At 33.3% G+C, this 20,927-nt stretch carries 19 protein-coding genes, 1 pseudogene and 1 riboswitch; of the genes and pseudogenes, 1 reads left to right on the top strand and 19 read right to left on the bottom strand.

The window, feature by feature from the left end; translation table 11 throughout:
* Nucleotides 1–5: 5 nt before the first annotated feature.
* The 13 genes and pseudogenes from dapB to aroD all read right to left on the bottom strand — a co-directional run bounded on the left by dapB (nt 6) and on the right by aroD (nt 15,770).
* On the bottom strand, nt 6–761 hold the full coding sequence (dapB, locus tag ACQY63_RS01425; RefSeq protein WP_290987911.1) for a 4-hydroxy-tetrahydrodipicolinate reductase: 756 nt from the start codon (nt 759–761) through the stop codon (nt 6–8).
* A 95-nt stretch (nt 762–856) separates the two neighbouring features.
* Nucleotides 857–1,741, bottom strand: coding sequence for a 4-hydroxy-tetrahydrodipicolinate synthase (gene dapA, locus ACQY63_RS01420; protein ID WP_302689190.1), 885 nt, complete (start codon nt 1,739–1,741; stop codon nt 857–859).
* Nucleotides 1,742–1,832: 91 nt separating this feature from the next.
* Nucleotides 1,833–2,017, bottom strand: a riboswitch (Lysine riboswitch).
* 279 nt (nt 2,018–2,296) lie between these two features.
* Nucleotides 2,297–3,502 (bottom strand): glycosyl hydrolase, encoded by a 1,206-nt coding sequence (locus ACQY63_RS01415; protein WP_428244606.1) that lies wholly within the window; start codon nt 3,500–3,502, stop codon nt 2,297–2,299.
* A gap of 162 nt (nt 3,503–3,664) precedes the next feature.
* On the bottom strand, nt 3,665–5,191 hold the full coding sequence (locus ACQY63_RS01410; RefSeq protein ID WP_022166229.1) for a glycosyl hydrolase: 1,527 nt from the start codon (nt 5,189–5,191) through the stop codon (nt 3,665–3,667).
* Between the two features lie 15 nt (nt 5,192–5,206).
* Nucleotides 5,207–5,758 (bottom strand): annotated as a pseudogene (locus tag ACQY63_RS01405) (glycosyl hydrolase); the annotation flags it as partial.
* 126 nt (nt 5,759–5,884) lie between these two features.
* Nucleotides 5,885–7,252: a hypothetical protein gene (locus ACQY63_RS01400; protein ID WP_302689193.1), complete on the bottom strand. Its 1,368-nt coding sequence runs from the start codon at nt 7,250–7,252 to the stop codon at nt 5,885–5,887.
* Nucleotides 7,253–7,355: 103 nt separating this feature from the next.
* On the bottom strand, nt 7,356–8,492 hold the full coding sequence (locus ACQY63_RS01395; protein WP_022166232.1) for a fibronectin type III domain protein: 1,137 nt from the start codon (nt 8,490–8,492) through the stop codon (nt 7,356–7,358).
* Between the two features lie 356 nt (nt 8,493–8,848).
* Nucleotides 8,849–10,534, bottom strand: a complete 1,686-nt coding sequence (locus tag ACQY63_RS01390; RefSeq protein WP_412335076.1) for a glycosyl hydrolase — start codon at nt 10,532–10,534, stop codon at nt 8,849–8,851.
* A 226-nt stretch (nt 10,535–10,760) separates the two neighbouring features.
* Nucleotides 10,761–11,390 carry a single-stranded DNA-binding protein gene (locus ACQY63_RS01385; protein WP_022166233.1) on the bottom strand — a complete coding sequence of 210 codons (630 nt, stop codon included), beginning with the start codon at nt 11,388–11,390 and terminating at the stop codon, nt 10,761–10,763.
* Between the two features lie 306 nt (nt 11,391–11,696).
* A complete protein-coding gene (locus ACQY63_RS01380) occupies nt 11,697–12,569 on the bottom strand; it encodes a hypothetical protein (RefSeq protein ID WP_022166234.1) in 873 nt (290 codons plus the stop codon).
* A gap of 110 nt (nt 12,570–12,679) precedes the next feature.
* The gene (locus tag ACQY63_RS01375; RefSeq protein ID WP_302689196.1) at nt 12,680–13,639 is read right to left on the bottom strand and encodes an NAD(P)-dependent oxidoreductase; all 960 of its coding nucleotides are present in this window, start codon (nt 13,637–13,639) and stop codon (nt 12,680–12,682) included.
* A gap of 243 nt (nt 13,640–13,882) precedes the next feature.
* Complete coding sequence (gene efp / locus ACQY63_RS01370) at nt 13,883–14,440, bottom strand: elongation factor P (protein WP_022166236.1); 558 nt, start codon at nt 14,438–14,440, stop codon at nt 13,883–13,885.
* Between the two features lie 82 nt (nt 14,441–14,522).
* Nucleotides 14,523–15,770: a type I 3-dehydroquinate dehydratase gene (gene aroD, locus ACQY63_RS01365; protein WP_412621943.1), complete on the bottom strand. Its 1,248-nt coding sequence runs from the start codon at nt 15,768–15,770 to the stop codon at nt 14,523–14,525.
* 129 nt (nt 15,771–15,899) lie between these two features.
* Between aroD and ACQY63_RS01360 the strand changes: the two genes are divergently transcribed.
* Nucleotides 15,900–16,775, top strand: a complete 876-nt coding sequence (locus ACQY63_RS01360) for a shikimate dehydrogenase (protein ID WP_022166237.1) — start codon at nt 15,900–15,902, stop codon at nt 16,773–16,775.
* A 209-nt stretch (nt 16,776–16,984) separates the two neighbouring features.
* Here the strand turns inward: ACQY63_RS01360 and ACQY63_RS01355 are convergent, their stop codons facing one another.
* The 6 genes from ACQY63_RS01355 to ACQY63_RS01330 all read right to left on the bottom strand — a co-directional run bounded on the left by ACQY63_RS01355 (nt 16,985) and on the right by ACQY63_RS01330 (nt 20,901).
* On the bottom strand, nt 16,985–17,491 hold the full coding sequence (locus ACQY63_RS01355; RefSeq protein ID WP_022166238.1) for a YqeG family HAD IIIA-type phosphatase: 507 nt from the start codon (nt 17,489–17,491) through the stop codon (nt 16,985–16,987).
* Nucleotides 17,492–17,551: 60 nt separating this feature from the next.
* On the bottom strand, nt 17,552–18,001 hold the full coding sequence (gene nrdR / locus ACQY63_RS01350; RefSeq protein ID WP_022166239.1) for a transcriptional regulator NrdR: 450 nt from the start codon (nt 17,999–18,001) through the stop codon (nt 17,552–17,554).
* A gap of 147 nt (nt 18,002–18,148) precedes the next feature.
* A complete protein-coding gene (locus ACQY63_RS01345; RefSeq protein ID WP_022166240.1) occupies nt 18,149–18,412 on the bottom strand; it encodes a PRC-barrel domain-containing protein in 264 nt (87 codons plus the stop codon).
* A 63-nt stretch (nt 18,413–18,475) separates the two neighbouring features.
* Nucleotides 18,476–19,252 (bottom strand): RNA polymerase sporulation sigma factor SigG, encoded by a 777-nt coding sequence (gene sigG, locus ACQY63_RS01340; protein ID WP_022166241.1) that lies wholly within the window; start codon nt 19,250–19,252, stop codon nt 18,476–18,478.
* Between the two features lie 132 nt (nt 19,253–19,384).
* Nucleotides 19,385–20,089, bottom strand: a complete 705-nt coding sequence (gene sigE, locus ACQY63_RS01335) for an RNA polymerase sporulation sigma factor SigE (protein ID WP_117999216.1) — start codon at nt 20,087–20,089, stop codon at nt 19,385–19,387.
* Nucleotides 20,090–20,133: 44 nt separating this feature from the next.
* The gene (locus tag ACQY63_RS01330) at nt 20,134–20,901 is read right to left on the bottom strand and encodes a sigma-E processing peptidase SpoIIGA (RefSeq protein ID WP_412621939.1); all 768 of its coding nucleotides are present in this window, start codon (nt 20,899–20,901) and stop codon (nt 20,134–20,136) included.
* Nucleotides 20,902–20,927: the final 26 nt, after the last annotated feature.

The following is a 20,927-nucleotide window of genomic DNA, read 5'->3' as shown; positions in this document are numbered from 1 at the left end:
AAAAATTAATCAATTACATCTGCCATGTTGTACATGCCCGCTTCTTTTCCTGCAAGGAATTTTGCAGCATCAATTGCCCCCTTGGCAAATATAGCTTTTGAGTAAGCTGTATGTTTAATTTCGATTACTTCATCAGTTCCGGCAAAAATAACTTCGTGTTCACCTACAATTGTACCACCTCTAACTGCTGAAATTCCAATTTCGTTCTTCTTTCTCTTTTCACGAACATTACTTCTATCGTATGTGTAATCATATTCGTTATTTAATTCCTGATTGATGCAATCTGCTAACGCAAGTGCTGTTCCGCTTGGTGCATCAACCTTCTGATTATGATGTTTTTCTACGATTTCAATATCAAATCCTCTATCAGCTAAAACATCTGTAGCGATTTTTAATACTTTCATTAATGTATTAATTCCTAAAGACATGTTTGCTGAACGAAGGACTGCTACACTTTTGCTAGCCTCATTAACCTTGTCTAACTGCTGTGCAGACAAACCTGTTGTACATACAACAACAGGTGTCTTTGTTTCAACTGCATAATCTAATAGATCATCAATAGCTGCTGTTACCGCAAAATCAATTATTGCGTCAGCCTTAACATCACATTCCTTTATTGACTTAAACACAGGATAATCATTTGCAATACCTGTATAAGCATCAATTCCAGCTACAATCTGTACATCTTCATCTTTACTAATTAAGTCTGTAATAACTCTACCCATCTTGCCATTACAGCCATGCATTATTACATTTACCATTTTCTCCTCCATTACCTATAATCCCTTTGCATTTGCAAAAAGAATTATTTTTTTGGCAATATATCCTTTGTATATTTGCCATATTATCCTGCTATTTATAATACACCATAGTCTTTTAATGCTTTCTTTAATACTTCCTTATGAGCATCTGTTAATTCTGTAAGTGGTGCTCTAACTGTTCCTGCCTTATAACCAAGCATGTTCATTGCTGCCTTTACAGGAATTGGATTTACTTCACAGAACAAAGCGCCGATAACATCGATTGCTTCTAACTGTAACTTCTGAGCTGTTTCAATGTCTCCATCTAAAAATGCATAAACCATGTCATGTACTTTCTTTGGTGCAACATGTGACCAAACTGAAATTACACCTTTTCCACCAAGTGAAAGAATTGGTAATACCTGATCATCATTTCCTGAATAAATATCAATACAGCCATTAGCAAGTGATGCTAATTTAGCTACTGCTGAAATATTTCCTGAAGCTTCCTTAATAGCAACTACATTCTTAACTTCCTTTGCAATTCTAACTGCTGTTTCAGGCTGGATTGTTGTACCTGTTCTGCTTGGTACATTGTACATAATAATTGGAATATTAACTGCATCTGAAATAGCCTTGTAATATTCATATAAGCCGTCCTGAGTACATTTGTTGTAATATGGTGTTACACAAAGAAGTCCGTCTGCTCCAACTTCTTCTGCCTTCTTTGACATATTAACTGCTTCTCTTGTACAGTTTGAACCTGTACCTGCAATAACAGGAACTCTTCCTGCAACCTTATCTACACAATATTTTATAACTGAAACGTGTTCTTCGTCAGGCATTGTTGATGATTCACCTGTTGTACCACATACAATAATTGCATCTGTACTATTAGCAATCTGATCATCAATAATTCTTCCGAATTCTTCATAATTAACAGTATCATCCTCATTAAACGGTGTAATAATTGCTACACCTGCACCTGTAAAAATAGCCATTTTACATTTCCTCCTAAAAAATATGTATTATTTTGTTAAGCATAGTAAAAGGAGCTTAAATCTAAGCTCCTTATAAGAATTCAATATAATACTTATAAGTAGCCCTCCATCAATTAGCTCTTCATCAATTGATGACAGTCATATGACTATTAACCATATGCCCAGAGTAAATATTCCGGATATCCACCCTTCGGCACCACTTCCTTTTGTACACAATCTTCTGTCTCCGGGACATCCTATGTACTACTAATAACCGGTGCAACCTCTACTATATTAACTGTATTAATAATATCACTGTGACCCTATAGTGTCAACCCAACACTATGGTATTTGAATTATAAAATTTTGTTTTCTATTCTTCATTATTCTAAATAAATATACCTATACAAACTGTATATATAAATATTATATTCAGCTTTTCTGATTTATTTAATAAATATTAAAATATATTTCTATTTAGATTATGGCATCAAAACATCTTTTTCCACCTGTATTTGTGCAATGTCATTTTGCACACTGGGCTGGAAAAACTTTGAATTCTGTATTAACATTCTACTATTTAATAATATCGTCGTTAGGGTTCTTTTCCTGTAAAACCTGACCTTTTTTACCATAGCCCTCAGGCACTCCCAATTTCTGATATTCGTAGCCTAACTGTGTTATTTTTCCCTTATATGAATTAATTAATGAAGAACCACCGTTTTTATAATCTGTCGGTTCAAATGAAAACCATGCGTATCTCTCCACATAATCTCTCTTGTCCAATTCAGGCAAAACAATTTTCATATAATCAATTGCAGACTGTCTTGTCTGTTTAGTCCATGCAGGCACACCGCTCAGAGCAAACTCTGTAATCCAAATTGGCTTTTTGTACATTTCCCAGGTTTCATCTATTATTTTCAAAAAGGCTTCTGCTCCCTCTTTTGTATGCCAATTCCAGTAGTGATGCAATGCTAAAAACGCCATGTCATCATCCATTTTTTCCTGTTTCATTTTTTTCATAAAAGGCTGAAACCATTCTTCTGAAGCTGAAGGCCAAACTGATGCGGCAGGGCTACCTACGATTAAGCCCTGATTCAATATGGATTTCATCCCATTAACAGCATCATCTACACTCATGTTTGACTGATCTGCTCTATCTGGTTCATTAAATGCCAAAACATACTTATATCCACGCAATTTCAATACTTCAGCCTGATCTTTATCAGTAGGCGCAGTTGTCCAAAACATTGGCACATATTGTAATTTTTGAAATGACGTATAATTATGTTTTGACAAAGCCCAATTGTAATACCAGGAAACGTTCCAGTGATCAGCATTTACATGTTCTGCCATATCCTTGTTCATACAAAAGCCTTTTTTATTAACATAAAATCCAAAAACATCAGAATTAACTTCATTTCCGTGGTCTAATATTGCTTTAATATATACTTTGTGAATTGATACTTTTGTAGTGTAATATTCAAAAGTTGTCTTATTGCCTGAAACTTCTCCCTGCTTCTTATCATCTACATATATCTGATACTTATGTACACGTCCCATTTTATCTGCAGACTTCCAGTTTATTGTAATATAACCTGCCGGTTGTAAACTTCCTTTTTCAGGTGAAATAACCGCCTCAGTTTTCCATTTACTTTTATTTTTGTTTATTTTATTTTTTCTATTCTTTGTGGCAATGCTTGTTCCAGCAATGGCACCTACCAATACTACTAAAAGTATTAAAATAATTCCAATTATAACGTTTCTTTTCCTGTTGTTCATATTAAGTCCTCTTCATTTTATTTTGTAATTTTTTCAAAAAAGAAAAGGGCTAATATAACCCTTTTCTAAAAATCTTATTACATTTTAAAATGTTTTATGAAATTTTACAAGGTATAAAAATTTGTTTTAAGTCTTATTTTTGTATTTTCCTTAGTAATTTCATTATTTTTTAACTTTAACCTTCTTTGTGTTGCTCCAAGCTCCGTAAATCTTTGTGCTCCCCTTCTTTGTGTAAGCTCTGGCTTTAAAGTAATAAGTTGTTTTCTTATCCATTTTCTTAAATGTATAAGTTCTCTTTGTTATGTTCTTTGTCCAGTAGCCTGAAAACTTTTTGTTATCACAAATCTTAATCTGATAACCTTTAGCATTCTTTGTTTTGCTTAAAGTAAGTTTAATCTTTCTTGTTTTAATGTTTTTTACAGATTTTATTTTTGCCTTAGCTGGTTTTACAACGCTAGGAGTTGTTGTATTTGAGCCGATATAAATCTTTCTGTTTTGATTTACAGCATTTCCTGCAACATATTCAGTTGTTGGATTACCATAATTACAATAAGCCTTTCCTGCCTCTGTAAAAGCTCCTGTTGAATGATACCATAGCGCACAATTCATAGTGCTCTTGTTTGTTCCTGCACCATCAAATGAGAATGCTGAATACCTTTCAACATAGTCCATCTTATCTAAACCTTCAAGTGCTGTTTTAATAAACTCTGCCTCTCCTGACTTTGTTACATACTGTCCCTGTGGAGAAAATTCTGTTATCCAAATTGGCTTGTGATACTTATTCCAACAAGCTTCAACAACATTTGTTAAGAACCAGTTTGCACCGTCTTTTCCCGCATAATTTTCAGGATAACAATGTATTGTTATAAAATCAACATCTAAACTTGAATTGCTGTCTATCTGGCTCATAAAATTCTGGAACCATGTATTTATTGTTGGCCATGTTCCTGTAGCCGGTGAGCCAACTCTCATTCCCTGATTCATAAATGCAGGCCAACAACTAATTGCTGTTGCAACAGTCATATTTGCCTGAACCTTAAAATCAGGTTCGTTAAAACCTAATATAGTTTTATAACCATTATTTTTTGCTGTCTGAACCTTGCTTAATGTGTTTGAATAAGAATTTGATGACCACACCATTGGCACATATTCAATTTTCTTAAACTGATTTGCAAAATTTACACCAATTTCATTCTTATCCTGCCGTGTTGTACATTCAGATAACTGTTTAAATTCACGAGTTCCCCAGTTATAATACCATGATGCCTGGACATCATCCGGCTCCAACTCAATTGCCATTGCCTTGCTGGCAGCAATACCTTTCTTTGATACTTTAAACTTAACTGTAGCAGTATCCATGTATTTGCCATTTGTCATTTGAGCTGTTACCCAAACTGAATGAATGTTTACTTTTGTTGTATAAAAATCATAAGATGTAGATGTTGTAGTTGTTTCCTTCTTGCCATCCACGTAAACTGTATAGTTTTTTACTGTTCCATAACTATTCCCGTTAGACCATGTAATTGTTACGTGTCCGGCAGGCACCAACTTATTTGCTGTTGGAGATGTAACCTGAAATGGAACTACATTAGCAGCTTTAACGGTATTTTTCATAACTACAGTGTTAAAAGACAACACCACAGCTACTGCTAATACCAAAGATATAACTTTTTTTAAACCCTTCATCATTTCTTGCCTCTTTAATTATTTCTTTTTGCTAGTTTTTTTTGACTTTTTAGTTTTCTTTGCTTTTTTTACTTTTACTTTTTTTGTTTTTGCTGTAACAACAGAACTCCACTTGCAGTAATATTTCTTGCCATTTATTACTTTGTAAGCTCTTGCTCTTGCATAGTATCTCTTGTTATTCTGAAGCTTAGTAACACTACCTGAAATAGTTGTTGTGTATGCTGTACTGTATGTCTTTGCATTATAACCGGCAGGATTACCAATATTTGCGTAAATTTCATCTATTGCATGTAAATACTGTAAAGCTGTTTCTTTATTATTGTAATAATGCTGATATGCATGTACCGCAATAAAAGTCATATTGCTCTTATCAGAAGCTGATAAACCATTCCAAAATGGTGTCCACCACTTATCTGAATTAATCTGGAATGTTTCAGTTGCAGGTGAACCTAATCTTAAGCTACCCTTATAACTGATTGTTTCTCTCCATCTGTTTATCATAGCTGTAGGTGTCTGATTTGATTCCCATGTTAAATCCGGTTCATTGTATGATAATAAATATTTATACTCTTTCTTGTTAGCATATGTACATCTTCAACACTTTTCCATAACATTTCAATTCTAAAAAAAGGGCAGTAAAGCTATTTATATATATAACCTTCCGCCCTTTCGTTTAAAATTTTAATTAATTCCTGATTATTTGACCTTTACAGTTTTCTTAAGAACTCTACTGCTGTATACCTTCTGTCCAGCTGAGTCATAGTTATAACCCTTAACCTGAATGTATACTTTCTTCTTTGACTTTAACTTCTTAATTGTATATGTCTTAGCAGTTGTAGTCTTTGTCTTAGCTTTCTTCATCTTCTTATTGTTAGCATACTTAATTTCGTATCCTACACAATTCTTAATCTTTGTTAAAGCTAATTTAACCTTCTTCTTCTGTGCTGTAAATTTAACCTTTGCCTTTGCTGGCTTTGGAGTATTTACATATACACAGTTTAATACAGTGTTTCCTGTAATAGGTGTTGAAAGACTAAATGTGCTTCCGTTCTTTGTGAATTTTGAAAATGTCTTGCCCTTTACAGGGAATACATATGAAGATGTCTTTGCTCCTGCATTAACATATTTTGTATATGATTTTGAACCATATGTATATTTAACAGAATACTGTGTTCCTGCAGCAATCTTAAAGTCAGATACAGAGAAGTTTCCTGTCATAGCTAATTCATCAGGATATGAAACAACATATGAACCTAAAGCGAACTGAACTTTAACCTGTGAACCTGCATAATTTGAAGGAACAGTGAATTTAACTGTTACAGTCTGTGGATCTGTTACTTGTGAATCTGCAACAAAGAAACCTGCTGATGTACAGCCACTTGTTGTTGAAAATTCTAATCCATTATTGTTAGCCGGATTAATTACACTAACATTAATATGTTTTTTATAATTATTCTCCTGAATCTCGTTTCCCTTTTCATCTTTTTTAGGAATCTTATCTCCGTTAGAATCTAATACATATTTACCATTTGCATCTGTTTCGTAGATAGTCTTCTTTCCCTTTAAAGTGCTTGTGTATTTAAATGATAAAGTATATGAACGTCCTTTTTCTACATTCATTGCTGATGTAAACATTCTAAGTCCCCACTGGTTATCTCCAACTAATGAGCCATCACGTCCATTGTACTGACCATCCCAGCCTGTATTCTTTGCATAAAATCTTGCTGATGATGGTGTGCTTTCAGCTACCCAGCCTTCAGTTGCAAAGTCTGTTCCTGCGACCTGTCCATTTGGATATTTATCAGTATTAATATGTGTTAATGCATGATACCAGCAATATGGATGCTTTCTTGAACCATCTTCTCCTGCTACATGTCCACTATGTGAATCTAAGTTGCCATTAGCATCATAACTAATTACTGAAAAATAATCCCAACTAATATTTGAAGCAATGTTTGCTCCATTTGCAGCATGTCCAGCTGCCGGTACTACACCAGTCATCCCAACTATCATAGTTAATGAAAGTACTGCTGCAGAAATCTTCTTAAAAATATTTCTTCTCACGTCTAGTCCTCCCGACCTTTCTATTAAGTCTAGTTATAATTAGACAGTTACCCAATGCCTTAGCATTGGGTACTGTATTATACATCTAATTTAATTGTAACAATTATTTTTTAATTTTAACTTTCTTTGAAGCCCAAGCTGAAGCTTTGTACTTAGCCTTTGGTCCCTGAGCTGAAATCTTAATTGTTACTTTCTTTCCTTTTTTAAGCTTCTTAACTGTTAAAGATGTTTTCTTTGCTGTGTATGTTTTCTTTCCAACTTTTACCTTGTATGATGTAGCACCAGTTACTTTCTTCCAAGTAATCTTTAATGTGCCTTTCTTCTTGTTAACAGCCTTAATACCTTTAACCTTAGCAAGTTTCTTAACAGTAACCTTTGCTGTTGGTTTAACTGTTGGCTTCTGTGTTGGTTTAGCTGTTGGCTGTGTTGGGTTAACTGATGGCTGTGTTGGATTAACTGATGGCTGTGTTGGCTTTGTTTCAGGTTCTGTGAACTCTGGATTTACGCCCTTATCTGTAATTGTAAAATCACTTACTTCAACTGTACCATTCCAGTTAACTTCTTTTTCTGTGATGATATCTTTAACATCATTTCCTGCATAATCATACTGAGCATTGAAAGAACCTAACATAATAGCTGTTGTAATTTCTTTTGCTGATACCCAGTTTGTAAATGTAAATGTATATGTCTTATCTGTTGCTCCTAATGTTATAATCTGGTTTGTTGCATCGTCTGACATTTCAACTGGTGCCTTATCATATGGTAATAAACCTTCTGTTTCTGTATTAAATGCTACATATGCATATTTCTTCTTTGAAGCTTTTGCTTTGAAAGATACTGTGTAAATATGACCAGCTTTAGCTTCAATAGTGTTTGATGCTTCTACAGCCCATGGATTAATATCAACAGGATTATTACCCCATCCTGCGTCCCAACCAGTATTTTTAATATTCATTGTGAAACCAGTTGTTGCTTTGCTTGCTGACTGAATCTGCTTGTTATTCTTGTTTCTTTCCCAGTTAGAAAATTCTTCATCTCCTACCTTAACTGACTCGATATAACCTGTGTTATCTGGTTCTGCTGGGTTATACTGTCCTCCCTGAGTAAATGACCACTTTGTGTCTAATGTTGTTGCATCATCTGCCTTTACTGAACTTGCAAAGTTAACTCCCAATGCAAGTGTTGCGATTAAAGCTACAGATGTTGCACCTGCTACTACCTTATTGAAAACTTTTCTCATTTCCAATTCCTCCTTTAATAAATTTTAATTTAAATTTTCGCTTGAAATTTTTCAACCTCATTTCAATTAACGTCATTATATCATAAACGTTTTTATTTCTCAACACTTAATGTTAAATTTAACGAATAAAACTGTTTTTATCTATTAAATAATATGTAATATTGCATAACGCTTTTGGAGCTGAAACGTTTTTTATCATTTTTTTGGATAATTTTATCTTATTTTTAATTTTTATCAAAGTATTTTTAACCAATTAGAAAATATTATTTATATATTCTGCTTATTTATATCGAATTCATATAACATTATCATCAAAAAGAGCCAATCTCATTTCTAAGATCAGCTCTTTCCTAACTTTATTTTTTTATAACAACTTTCTTCGCCTTTGACCATTTACCATATACTTTACCGGCACATGCTCTTACTCTAAAGTAATATTTTTTCTTCTTCTTTAATTTTTTAACAGTGTATGTTAATTTCTTGGTATTTTTAATTTTTACTTTTTTAGTAAACTTACTATTCATTGCATATTGAACCTGATATGATTTTGCCTTTGAAACTTTTTTCCAAGTCAACTTGACAGATTTTTTCTTAACATTTTTGGCTGCTTTGATTTTAACCTGCTGTGGTGTGACTTTTTTTGTTGTTGTAGTTTTCTGTGTTGTAGGCTTCTGTGTTGTAGGTTTAACAGTTGTTGTTTCTTCAGTTGTTGTTTCAGGTACATATACAAACATCTCATCATCTGATATTGTTTGTGCATTATAACCTTCAGGATTTCCCTTTGAAGAATACATTCTACCAAGTTCTGTATAAGCACCGGATTCATAATCAAACATAGCTGTTCCACCTGATCCATTAAACGCATCTATATCATTTGTACTATCGATATCATATGGGAACCAACAGTATCTTTCCACATGTGGATTATTATCTAAAGCATCCATTGCATCTTCAAGATATTTCTGTATTTCTGCCCTTTTTTCAGGAAGCTCATAACTAAAGTCATAATCCGTTCCCTTCATTCCAAACAAAGACATCTCAGTTATCCAAATAGGTTTATGGTATGAATTCCAAAGTGTTTCCACTGCATCAATTAGTCCCTGCAAATTAATTGTGTTTCTATAATAATGTAAAACTACCGCATCAACACTGTCAGCTTCTCCACCTACCCAGGTTTTTGTAGCGTCATCTTCATAATCGTAATATAATCCCCAACTTCCGTCCCAAGGATTTTTGCAAATGTAATCACCATTCATAAATCTTCTAAGCCATACAGAATCTCCCCCCGGAGCTGCAGGTGCCGGTGAAACATTTCTCATATTAAGCGGTTTAATATAATCATTCCAAACACTTGAAGCTTCAAAGAATTCCATGTTTGCCTGACTTCCAATATCAGGTTCATTAAATCCTAAAATATAATTTGATGTTGTATTTAACTTCTTCATTGCTTCTTTGTTATCATCACCGCTTCCCCACATCATAGGAATGTGCTGAACGCCCTCATCTAATGATGTATTAAAAGCATCAGTTGACCAATTGTAATACCATGAGCAGTTAAGTTTACTTAGCTTAATCTTGTCACTCATATCGCCACCTAATGCGAGACCTTTTTTTGAAACATAAAATGTTCTCACTGATGTTAATTCAACATCGTCTTTTTTTGCCTTAACAGTAATTTCATGTTTGCTTACTGTTGTTGTATAAACTTCTGTCTTTCCTTCATCACTTGATGTAAAAGTTTTAGTTACAGAAGAATCTGTTTTCTGTTCGCCTAGTTCTTCTCTCACAATATTGTTACCGTTCCAGTAAACAGGATTTCCATCAAGATACACAGTGTATGTATAGCCTTCCATTGAATTATCAAATTCTACATCAATGTAACCGGCTCCTACAAGTTGTCCCTCACTTGGTACTTTAACTGCATTAGTTTTCCAAGAATCTTCTTTTTCATCAGCTTTTGTTTCTGTAGTATATGTAATACCACTAATCGCCAACGCTATTACAAGAACTAATGAAATTATGTTTCTAATTCTCTTTTTCATAATTCCTCCTTATTTGAATTAAAATCTTTTTATACAATTTTACTTCATGCATGTATAAAAGTCAAAACGTTTTTATCTATTATTCACAAAATGCACAAAATCAATGTATCTATATTTAACAACTATTCTATTTTTTCACCAGTATACTATACGGCATTTCGTTTTATACAATTTTCCTATCACGCAAAAAGCTGTTCTCAGAATCAAATCTAAGAACAGCTTTTTATTACTGGTCAATATATTCTAGTTTACTAACAGAAACTTCGTACGCAATATGCTTTTCACTTTCCTCTTCGTTAATTTTCTTAACGTACTCTCTACTTTGAACCCGTCCCCATATTTGAATGTGACCGCCCACTTCAAATGTAGAAGCATATCTTGCATTTCTCCCCCAGGCAATACATGGAATATAATCTGATTTTCCGTATGGCCGATTAACTGCAATTAATAAATCTGCAATTTCTCTTCCAAGTGGTGTTTTTCTGTAAATTGGTTCTTTACAGATATAACCATCTAAAAATATTTGATTAGTTTTTCCAGCTTCCAGGTTTTCTTCGACCTCTTCCCATTCTCTAACAAAAATTGATAACACTAACTTATTCTTAGTTCCTTCGTGACGATTATAAGATCTAAACTGTCCTGACACCTCAACTAATCTTCCTTTGTAGTCTTCGTTTACATCAACTAACCTTTCAGATACCATAAGTGGAATAATATCAGTTAATTCGCTTAATCTGTCAACCGATACATCTACTATGTAGAATCCTTCTCCAAAAACTTCGTGACTAAATCTGAAATCAGAAACAATCTCTCCTATAATACTCACTCTGTTGTTTTCAATTACTTTGTCAATCATTGTATTTCCCCCTTCACCATACTTTGGTTTATTAAATTTTTATCAATATAATTATATGCTATTTTTTCCTAAATATGTAAAAAATCGTTCGACTTCTATCGACCATTTACACACTACTGATTCCATATGCCATTTAATAACGTTTATTTGCCGTTATGCGCAATAAAAACTTTTATGTGGTTGTGCACAATAAATCCCATTTAATATTTATATGAGTTGTTAACATTATGACTTATGTCATTAAATTTAAAACAGATGTCAGAATCAAATCTGACATCTGCTTAATATGTATTATTCAGTTAAAAATTATTTAACCTTTACTTTCTTCTTAGCGCTGTATGCACCAGTTACTCCTGATGTCTTAGCTACTGCTGCTACCTGTACAGTTACTTTCTTCTTTGATTTAGCCTTAACTGTTACAGATGTCTTCTTTGTTTTTGTAACTTTGCTTCCAACCTTAACTTTGTAAGATTTTGCTCCGTTAATCTTTGCAAACTTAACTGTAACTTTGCCCTTCTTTGATGACTTAGCTGACTTAATCTTTGGTGTTTCAATTAAAGTAAACTTAGAAACCTTGATGTTTGTAGCTGCTGTGTAGTCACCGTTAGCATCGTTCTGTAATCCTATTTCTGCTGCCTGCTTGAAGTTTTTCTTGAATACATTGTATCTTGTTACAGCATCCGCATCAGTTGATACATCTCTTCTATCACCGACATCTCCGCCTAATCCAAAGTAAACTGAATTAGCATTTCCTGCTGCCTTGAAAGTCTTCTTAACCTTAACAGTCTTGTTAGCTGGCATCTTAACCCATGTTGAGTAAGCTAATTTTTCACCAGTTGAAACCTTAACATAAGCAAACTTTGTAAGGTTTGAAGCGCTTATGTCAAATGAAAGTGTGTAAGATTTTCCTTTTGTAACCTTAACATTCTTTGCATTGTCATTCCTAGAGCCATCGATATATACCTGTGCTCCCCAAACTCCGCCCCAGCCTACAGAATCAATTGATGCTGTAAATCCTGCTGCTGTGTTTGCTGTTAATTTTCCTTCTGCTCCTTCATACCAATCTGCGCTAGCTCCAAAGTAACTTCCCCAGTTTGCAGCGAAACATGTTGTTGCCATAGCTGCTGTCATTGTAAGAGCCATAGCTGTTGCTGCAACTTTCTTTGCCAATCTTCTCATGATTGTTCCTCCTTAAATATAATTAAATTGTTCATACAATTACGAGCTAATTCCGCGCCCGCATATTATTGTACTAGATATGTGTTTAAACCTAACACCCCTCTTGTGCTCTATTCTATAACATTTATAGGGGTTCCTGCAACCCATTTTTGCAAATTTTTCGAAACGATTTTAATAAGGCGCTCTCTAGTCTCTAAAGGAGCCCATGCTGCATGAGGTGTAATCACAAGATTTTTTGTTTCAATAAGCTTACAATCTTCTGGCATTGGTTCTTTTTCAATAACATCTAATGCCGCATATTGTATAACATTATTGTTTAACGCCCACATTAAATCTTCCTGATTTACAACTCCTCCACGTGATGTGTTTATAAAAAGACTATCTTTTTTCATCTTAGTAAAGAATTCTTTATTGCACATTTTTTCCGAATCATTATTTAACGGACAATGAATTGTTACAATATCTGACTTTTCCAAGATTTCATCAACTGTAGCATAAGTCACTTTATCAGACTGTCTGTTTTCTTTTAATGCACTTCTACTGTATGCCAGAACATTCATCCCAAAAGCATTTGCAATTACTGCTACTTTTTGTCCAATGGAACCATAGCCTATAATACCTATAGTTTTGCCGAAAAGTTCTTTCATTTCCATAAAAGGGGAAAATTTGTTAGTGTTTATCCATCCCTTGTTCTTTACAAATTCATCATACCTTGAGATTGTGTTGTAATAATGAAGTATAAATGCAAAAACATGCTGAGCCACTGCCTCTGTTGAATAGCTTCCGGCATTACAAACTGTAATCCCTTTTTTTCTTGTATATTCCAAATCAACGTTGTTATATCCTGTAGCAAACAAACCTACATATTTAAGGTTCTTTGCTCCGGATAAATTCTTCTCAGACATTGAAGATTTATTACATAAAATAACATCTGCATCTTTAATTCGTTCAGGTATTTCTTCATCTTTTGTAAAATCATAAATTTTTACTTCACCAAACCTGTCAAATATAGAAAAATCAATATCGTTATTTATTGTAAGTGTCGCAGCATCTAAAATTACTATTTTCATAAACTATCTCCTATTAATAAAAATGTTGCTTGCCACATTTTACACACCGGGTGCGTGTTGTTGCGCAACTGTTTTCTTTTTGCACTAGGTTGTATCCATAGTGGAACATTTTCCTTTCACACCAGGGTGCATCTATAGTGGAACATCTTTTATGTATGTAATAGAAATTCCGCTGGAATTTCTTATTACATAAAAAAGGACCACAGAAAATATTTCCGCAGTCCTAATTTATATAATTCAAAATTATACTCTCTTTGAATATTCACCTGTTCTTGTATCAATTACAATTGTTTCGCCCTGTTCAACGAATAAAGGAACATATACTGTAGCTCCTGTTTCAACAGTAGCTGGCTTTGTAGCATTTGTAGCTGTGTTTCCTTTGAATCCAGGTTCTGTTTCTGTAATCTGAAGTTCAACTGTGATAGGTGGTTCAATTGCAAAGACATCACCCTTACATGAACAAATCTTAACTGTTTCATTTTCCTTAACAAACTTAAGTGAATCTCCAACCTTGTCTGCACCTACAGCAATCTGGTCATAAGTTTCACCATCCATGAAGTAGTAAAGATCTCCATCATTGTATAAATACTGCATATCCTTTCTGTCGATATGAGCATTTTCAAATTTCTCTGTTGGTCTGAATGTTGTTTCTACAACACCACCACTCTTGATATCTTTTAATTTTGTTCTAACGAACGCTGCGCCTTTTCCTGGTTTTACATGCTGGAATTCGATGATCTGACAAATCTTTCCATCATATTCAATAGTAATACCATTTTTGAAATCGCCTGCTGTTACCATAATCTTTCCTCCTAAAAGTTCATCTGTGATAAATCACGCTTCTACCATTATAAAAGATTCTATAAATATTTTCAACCTTTATCTAATTATTAATTTCAATTTCAATATAGCCTTCTTTTTCTAAATAGTTAATTATATTATAGCATGTAAGAATTCTGTCATTAGAGTCCACATTTACCTTAACATTGGCTACTGACTGGTATCTTGGTTCTCTTTGTTCCATTAACTCTTTTACATGTCTTAAACTCATGTCGTTATTTAATATTGGTCTGTGAGTGTGGTCTTTTACTCTATCAAATATTGTTTCAGGAGTAGCTGTTAACAAAACAATAACTCCGTTTTTCTTTAGTATGTCTACGTTCTCATCTTTTAATACAGCACCACCGCCACAGGAAATAATCTGTCCCTGCTTACTTGAAATTGTCTGTAACGCATTTGTTTCAAGTGTTCTGAAATATGCTTCTCCCCTATCCTTAAATATGTCCCTTATGGCTTTTCCTTCATTTTCAACTATGTAGGCATCTACATCAATTTCCTTAAAAGATGTAATTTTTGACAATGCCTTTGATACAGTTGTCTTTCCTGTTCCCATAAAACCGATTAAAGAAATATTTCCTTTTAAACTACAACCTTCATTTACTTTTAGTAATTTTCTTAAAATATCTGCCTTAACCTGCCCAGGTGCTGATGCATCAACACCTGCTGCAAACGATACACTTGAAGCTGTAATATTTGTGCATATTCTTGAAACTGCCCCAAGTTCTCCCATAGACATTGTTATTATAGGAACATTTAATATATCTTTAAGCTGCGAAGATACATCCATAAATCTTTCTACGTCTTCTTTTGCTTCAGGCATAACTGCAATTTTGCAAATGTCTGCTCCCTGTTCTTCCATTTTTTTCATTATGTCTATTATTTCACCATTAGAAGGTGTGTTATCAAAATGATGATTTGACCCAATAACTTTTGCACCATTTTTCTTAATTCCTGCAATTAAGTTTTTAGCGATTTTCATGTGTCCCATTATTTCCACATCTACATAATCGCAATTTTCTGCTGCCTTACAGCAAATCTCTAAATACTTCTCATCACTTATACTCTGCTTACCACCTTCATCAGCAGTTCTAAATGTAAAAACAAGTTTGACATTTCCAATAATATTTTTTAACTTCGCAGTTATGTTTTCAATTACATCCGTATCTAATTTTTCAATATAATCTGCTCTCCATTCAATCAAGTCAGGTTGCATTTGTAAAACCTTCTCAGCCTGATTTAACACTTCTTTTTCGTCCTGTCCCATAATAGGAATACAAATTTTTGTTTTCATTAGTGCCTCCACTTTTGCAATAATTAAAGTATAGTTTAGCTGTTATTTTAAGTCAATGCGAAGGTTTACTTTTTTTATAAAAACTCTTATACTTTAATAAGCTAAACTACTTTACTTTGGAGGATTATTATGGGATGTATAAATGAAATCAACGGACATACAAAGCTTACAGGTCTTCTTGGAAGCCCTGTTGCACACAGCAAGTCACCTTTAATGCACAACGAAGCATTTAAGGAATTAGGACTTAACTACGTTTATTTGTGCTTTGATGTTCCTGAAAATAATTTAAAAGTTGCCTACGAAGGTTTAAAGAAATTAAACGTTGCCGGTTTTAACTGTACAATGCCTGACAAAACACTTATTTGCGAATTGTTAGATGAATTGTCACCTGCCGCATCAATGATTGGTGCCGTAAATACAGTTGTAAATAAAGATGGCAAATTCATCGGCCATAACACTGACGGAATCGGCTATATGCAGTCTGTTAAGGACGCAGGTTTTGACATAATCGGCGATACAATGACTTTACTTGGTGCCGGTGGGGCCGCTTCTTCTATTTTTGTTCAGGCAGCTCTTGATGGCGTTAAGAACATTAATGTTTTTAGTATAAAAGACCGTTTCTGGGAAAAAGCCGAAAAGATGGTTGACGCTGTTAATAGCAAAACAGATTGCAATGCTAAATTAATTGAACTTGGCAATGATGATGTTTTAGGCGAGTCAATTGAAAAAAGTCAGATTTTAACTAACGCTACTTCTGTTGGCATGGCACCAAATGTGGACGGTTGCATTATTCCTGACAAGAAAATGTTAAGAGAAGATTTAATAGTTTCTGATGTTATTTATAATCCAATGGAAACAAAACTTCTTAGAATGGCTAAGGAACAGGGCTGCCAGACTTTTAACGGTTTGTATATGCTTTTATACCAGGGAGCTGAAGCTTTCAAAATCTGGACAGGAAAAGATATGCCTGTAGAACATATTAAAGAACTTTATTTTACAGTTTAAAATATTTTATGAAAAAGAAATTTGGGTGGAATTTCTTTTTGCAGATTCTTTTCGCACAAGGATTCATCCCTAGAGTAACGTTTTTATATAATATGAAATTCCGAATAAATTTCTTACATAAAGAAGCTGTTTGTAATTTTTCGTTTAATTACAAACAGCTTTTTCTGTTGCGCTATTTTAGCATGTATTTTCTACTATTTCACAGAAAATTATTTTGACTTTTTGTTTTTTCTTTTCCAATTACATAATATGAATTTTTCAGGAATTCTTTTTAAAACAATTTGTATCTCTTCTTTTGGATTAATTTTTTCAACCATAATTGATTTAATACCAACTCTGTTTGCCCCCCACACATCAGTAAAAATCTGGTCTCCTAAGAACAATGTTGTTTCTTCGTTGGTTCCCATTATTTCCATTGCTTTAATGTAGTTTTTTTTACTTGGTTTATGAGCATCAAATATGTATTTTGAATTCACCGCATCTGCAAATGGCTTTACTCTTGGTTCCTTGTTATTTGATATAAGGCAGGTTTCTATTCCTAATTGATGTATTTTTTCAAACACATTAATTATATGTTCATCTGCCGGTGCTCCATGTGGAACAAGAGTATTATCAATATCAGATATAATACCTCTGATACCCTGCTTATAGTATTCTTCAAAATCTATTTCATCTACAGATTTCAAATATTTATCTGGATATAAACTTTCTAACATTCTTTTCTCCCGGTATTTTGTATTTTGTAAGTTTCTTAACACTTCTAAAAATACATACTTTTATTTTAACAATTTCTTTAACTCATCCATAAATGTATTAACATCTTTGAATTCTCTGTAAACTGAAGCAAATCTTACATAGGCAACCTGGTCTAATTCTTTTAATCTTTCCATTACAATCTCACCTATTACTCTGCTGGATATTTCCTTTTTTTCCATATTGAATATTTTATTTTCTACATCTTCCACAGCACTTACTATCTGTTCATAAGAAACAGGTCGTTTGTGACATGATCTTACTATTCCTGCTTCAATTTTTCCTCTGTCATAAGGCTCTCTTATATCATCTTTTTTTATAACAATAAGAGGAATGTTTTCTACTTTCTCGTAAGTTGTAAATCTTTTTTTGCACTTAAGACACTGACGTCTTCTTCTTATGGCGTTGTTTTCTTCCGCAGGTCTTGAGTCTATTACTTTTGTATTTTCTTCACCGCAATATGGGCACTTCATGTTTCTTCCTCCTAGTATACTCCATCTGGTCATCAGCATTTAGTTGTAACTATTATAAAAATGAACTTAATTCATTTTTCTTCTAAGTTTGCTGTTTATTTTAGTTAATTTTACACAAAGCCATTATAAATAAAGTGTTTAGAGAGGTCAAGATATTTTAATTTTATGTTTGACCTCCTTCTCCTCCACACGAACCAAAATAATATCAGGCCCAATCTGAGTAATACAACCAAAAGGTATTATATATTCAAAATCACTGCAAACAAGCCCGCACCATTTACTTGGTCCCATAACAACAATAGATTTTATACAGCCGGTACATATATCAAATTCCAAGTCACAAACATTGCCAAGAATTTTGCAGTCACAACAATTTATAACTTGTTTTCGTTTTAATTCTTCTATTCTCATAAAAGACCTTTTTTTATATATAGTATTCTTTATTTTTGTTTTTGTTCTCTTAAAATCGTCTTTTTATTTAATATAATTTTTCATGTTTTTAATTGCATTTTTTTCCAGTCTGCTAACCTGTGCCTGGGAAATTCCTATTTCATCAGCTATTTCCATTTGAGTTTTTCCATAAAAAAACCTCATGTCTATAATTTTTCTTTCTCTTTCGTTTAGCCCGTCTAAGGCCTCCCTTAGCACAATGTCTTCAACCCAGTTTTCTTCTTTATTCTTTTTATCGCTAATCTGGTCCATTACATAAAGGGTGTCCCCTCCCTGATCATATACAGGATCATATAAGGAAACCGGACTTTGAATGGCATCTAACGCATAAGTCACCTGCTCTTCCGTTGCCCCAATATGCTCTGCAATTTCACCGATTGTAGGTTCTTTGTTAGTTGACTTAATTATGTTTTCCCTGCAATAAATTGCCTTATAGGCTGTATCCTTGATGGAGCGGCTAACTCTAATTGCCGTGTTATCTCTCAAAAATCTTTTCAGTTCTCCTGAAATCATAGGTACCGCATAAGTTGAAAACTTTACATTTAGTGTGTCATCAAAATTATCTACCGCTTTTATTAAGCCAATGCATCCTATTTGAAATAAGTCGTCAACATTTTCTCCTGTGTTAGAAAACCTCTGCAAAATACTTAATACTAATCTCAAATTGCCTCTAATGTACTTTTCTCTTGCTTCCATGTTTCCTTTTTTTATTTCCTTAAAAAGTTCTCTTTTTTCCTCTTCTGTTAATAATGGTAGTTTGGCTGTATTTACGCCACATATTTCCACTTTAAAAAGAGCCATAATATTTCCTACTTTCATATTTTTGTATTTTCACATAAATATGTTTTCCTAAATACCGGCTCTTTATTCGTAATATTTTCTTTTTGAAACTATAAACTTTATATACTGTCGAATTGTGGTTTATTATGTTTTTTATTGATACTTTACAATTTCTCTTTTCAGTCTTCTTATTATCTTTTTTTCAAGTCTTGATATGTAAGACTGGGAGATTCCAAGAGAGTCTGCCACTTCTTTCTGCGTCATTTCCTCGCCATCAATATTATTTAGTCCATAACGCATTTGTACTATTGTTTTTTCTCTGTTATTTAGCTTGTTTATCGCCTTGTACAAAAGCTTTTTCTCTACCTCATTTTCTATGTCTTTTGATATAATATCCTCATCTGTCCCTAAAATATCTGACAAAAGCAGTTCATTACCATCCCAGTCTACATTAAGTGGCTCATCAATTGACACTTCCAGTTTTGTTTTATTATTTTTTCTTAAATACATAAGAATTTCATTTTCAATACATCTGGATGCATAAGTTGCCAGTTTTATGTTTTTATTAGGGTTAAAAGTATTTATTCCTTTAATCAATCCAATGGAGCCAATGGAAATCAAATCTTCAACGCCTACTCCTGTGTTATCGAATTTCTTGGCTATGTAAACCACCAGTCTTAAATTATGTTCAATTAATTTCGACCGACTTTCCTTATCCTCACCTTCAATTATTTTCTTTATGCAGGTTGCTTCCTCTTCTGCTTCCAAAGGCGGTGGCAAAATGTCATTGCCACCAATGTAATATATTTCCCCTTCTTTTGAATAAAGTAGCCCTTTTAACAAGGCAATTTTTCCCATGTATTTTTTTCCAAAATCTAACGTTTTCACAAACTCTCCCCCTTTTATTCTAATAATTTAGGATGTAAAATCATATGATACATATTATCATTACTTAATTTACCGTTATATATACCGATAATCTGATTATTGTATCTATTTCCATTTACTTCTATGTACTCACAAAAAACTCCTTTTAACAGCCCATTTTCCTTGCCCAGCGACTTAAAAGCTATAAAAGTAAACCTCGAATTTTCATTTATAATTTTTTCTGCAGCAGTTTTTTCAATAATGGAAACCGGCTTTCCGGTCATAGGCTCAAAAAGGTTATTCCCCGTATCCACTAGTGCGGTAACATCTACTTTGCAATTTCCTTCTTTTATGGTTATTTTAAGCAGATTTTTACTTGCTCCTGCCTCTTTTAGCATAAGCTTAGCTAACAGTCTGATAATGCTATTGCATGTAACTGCAATAACAATACTCAAAAGCATACTGTTGTTTTTATTAAACAGATTCATTATGCCATTTAGTAGGAAAGTAGCCCCATACATAACAAGAAAAGCCTTCACATTTGCCCTAAAATCCATTTTTCCAAAAGCAAGAATTATCATTATTTCAGCTACTATCAGATAAGTTAAAATTATTTTAACCGGTATGTTTTCCTTCAAAAAAAGAATCAACACGCTGTATATGGCTCCTGCAAATGCTGCCAATATCATTCTGTACCACTTACTCTTTTTATTTAAAATCTCTCCGGTTGCAAATATAACTGACAAATCTATTAGAAAATTGTACCCAAAGTAAACATCTATAAATATGTATATATGTCTCACCCCTTTTCTACTATTATAATTTTTCC

This window comes from Eubacterium sp. Marseille-QA0814 (genome assembly GCF_965119675.1).
Classification (GTDB): Bacteria; Bacillota; Clostridia; order Lachnospirales; family Lachnospiraceae; genus Eubacterium_G.
This window is presented reverse-complemented; position numbering and strand designations above follow the sequence as displayed.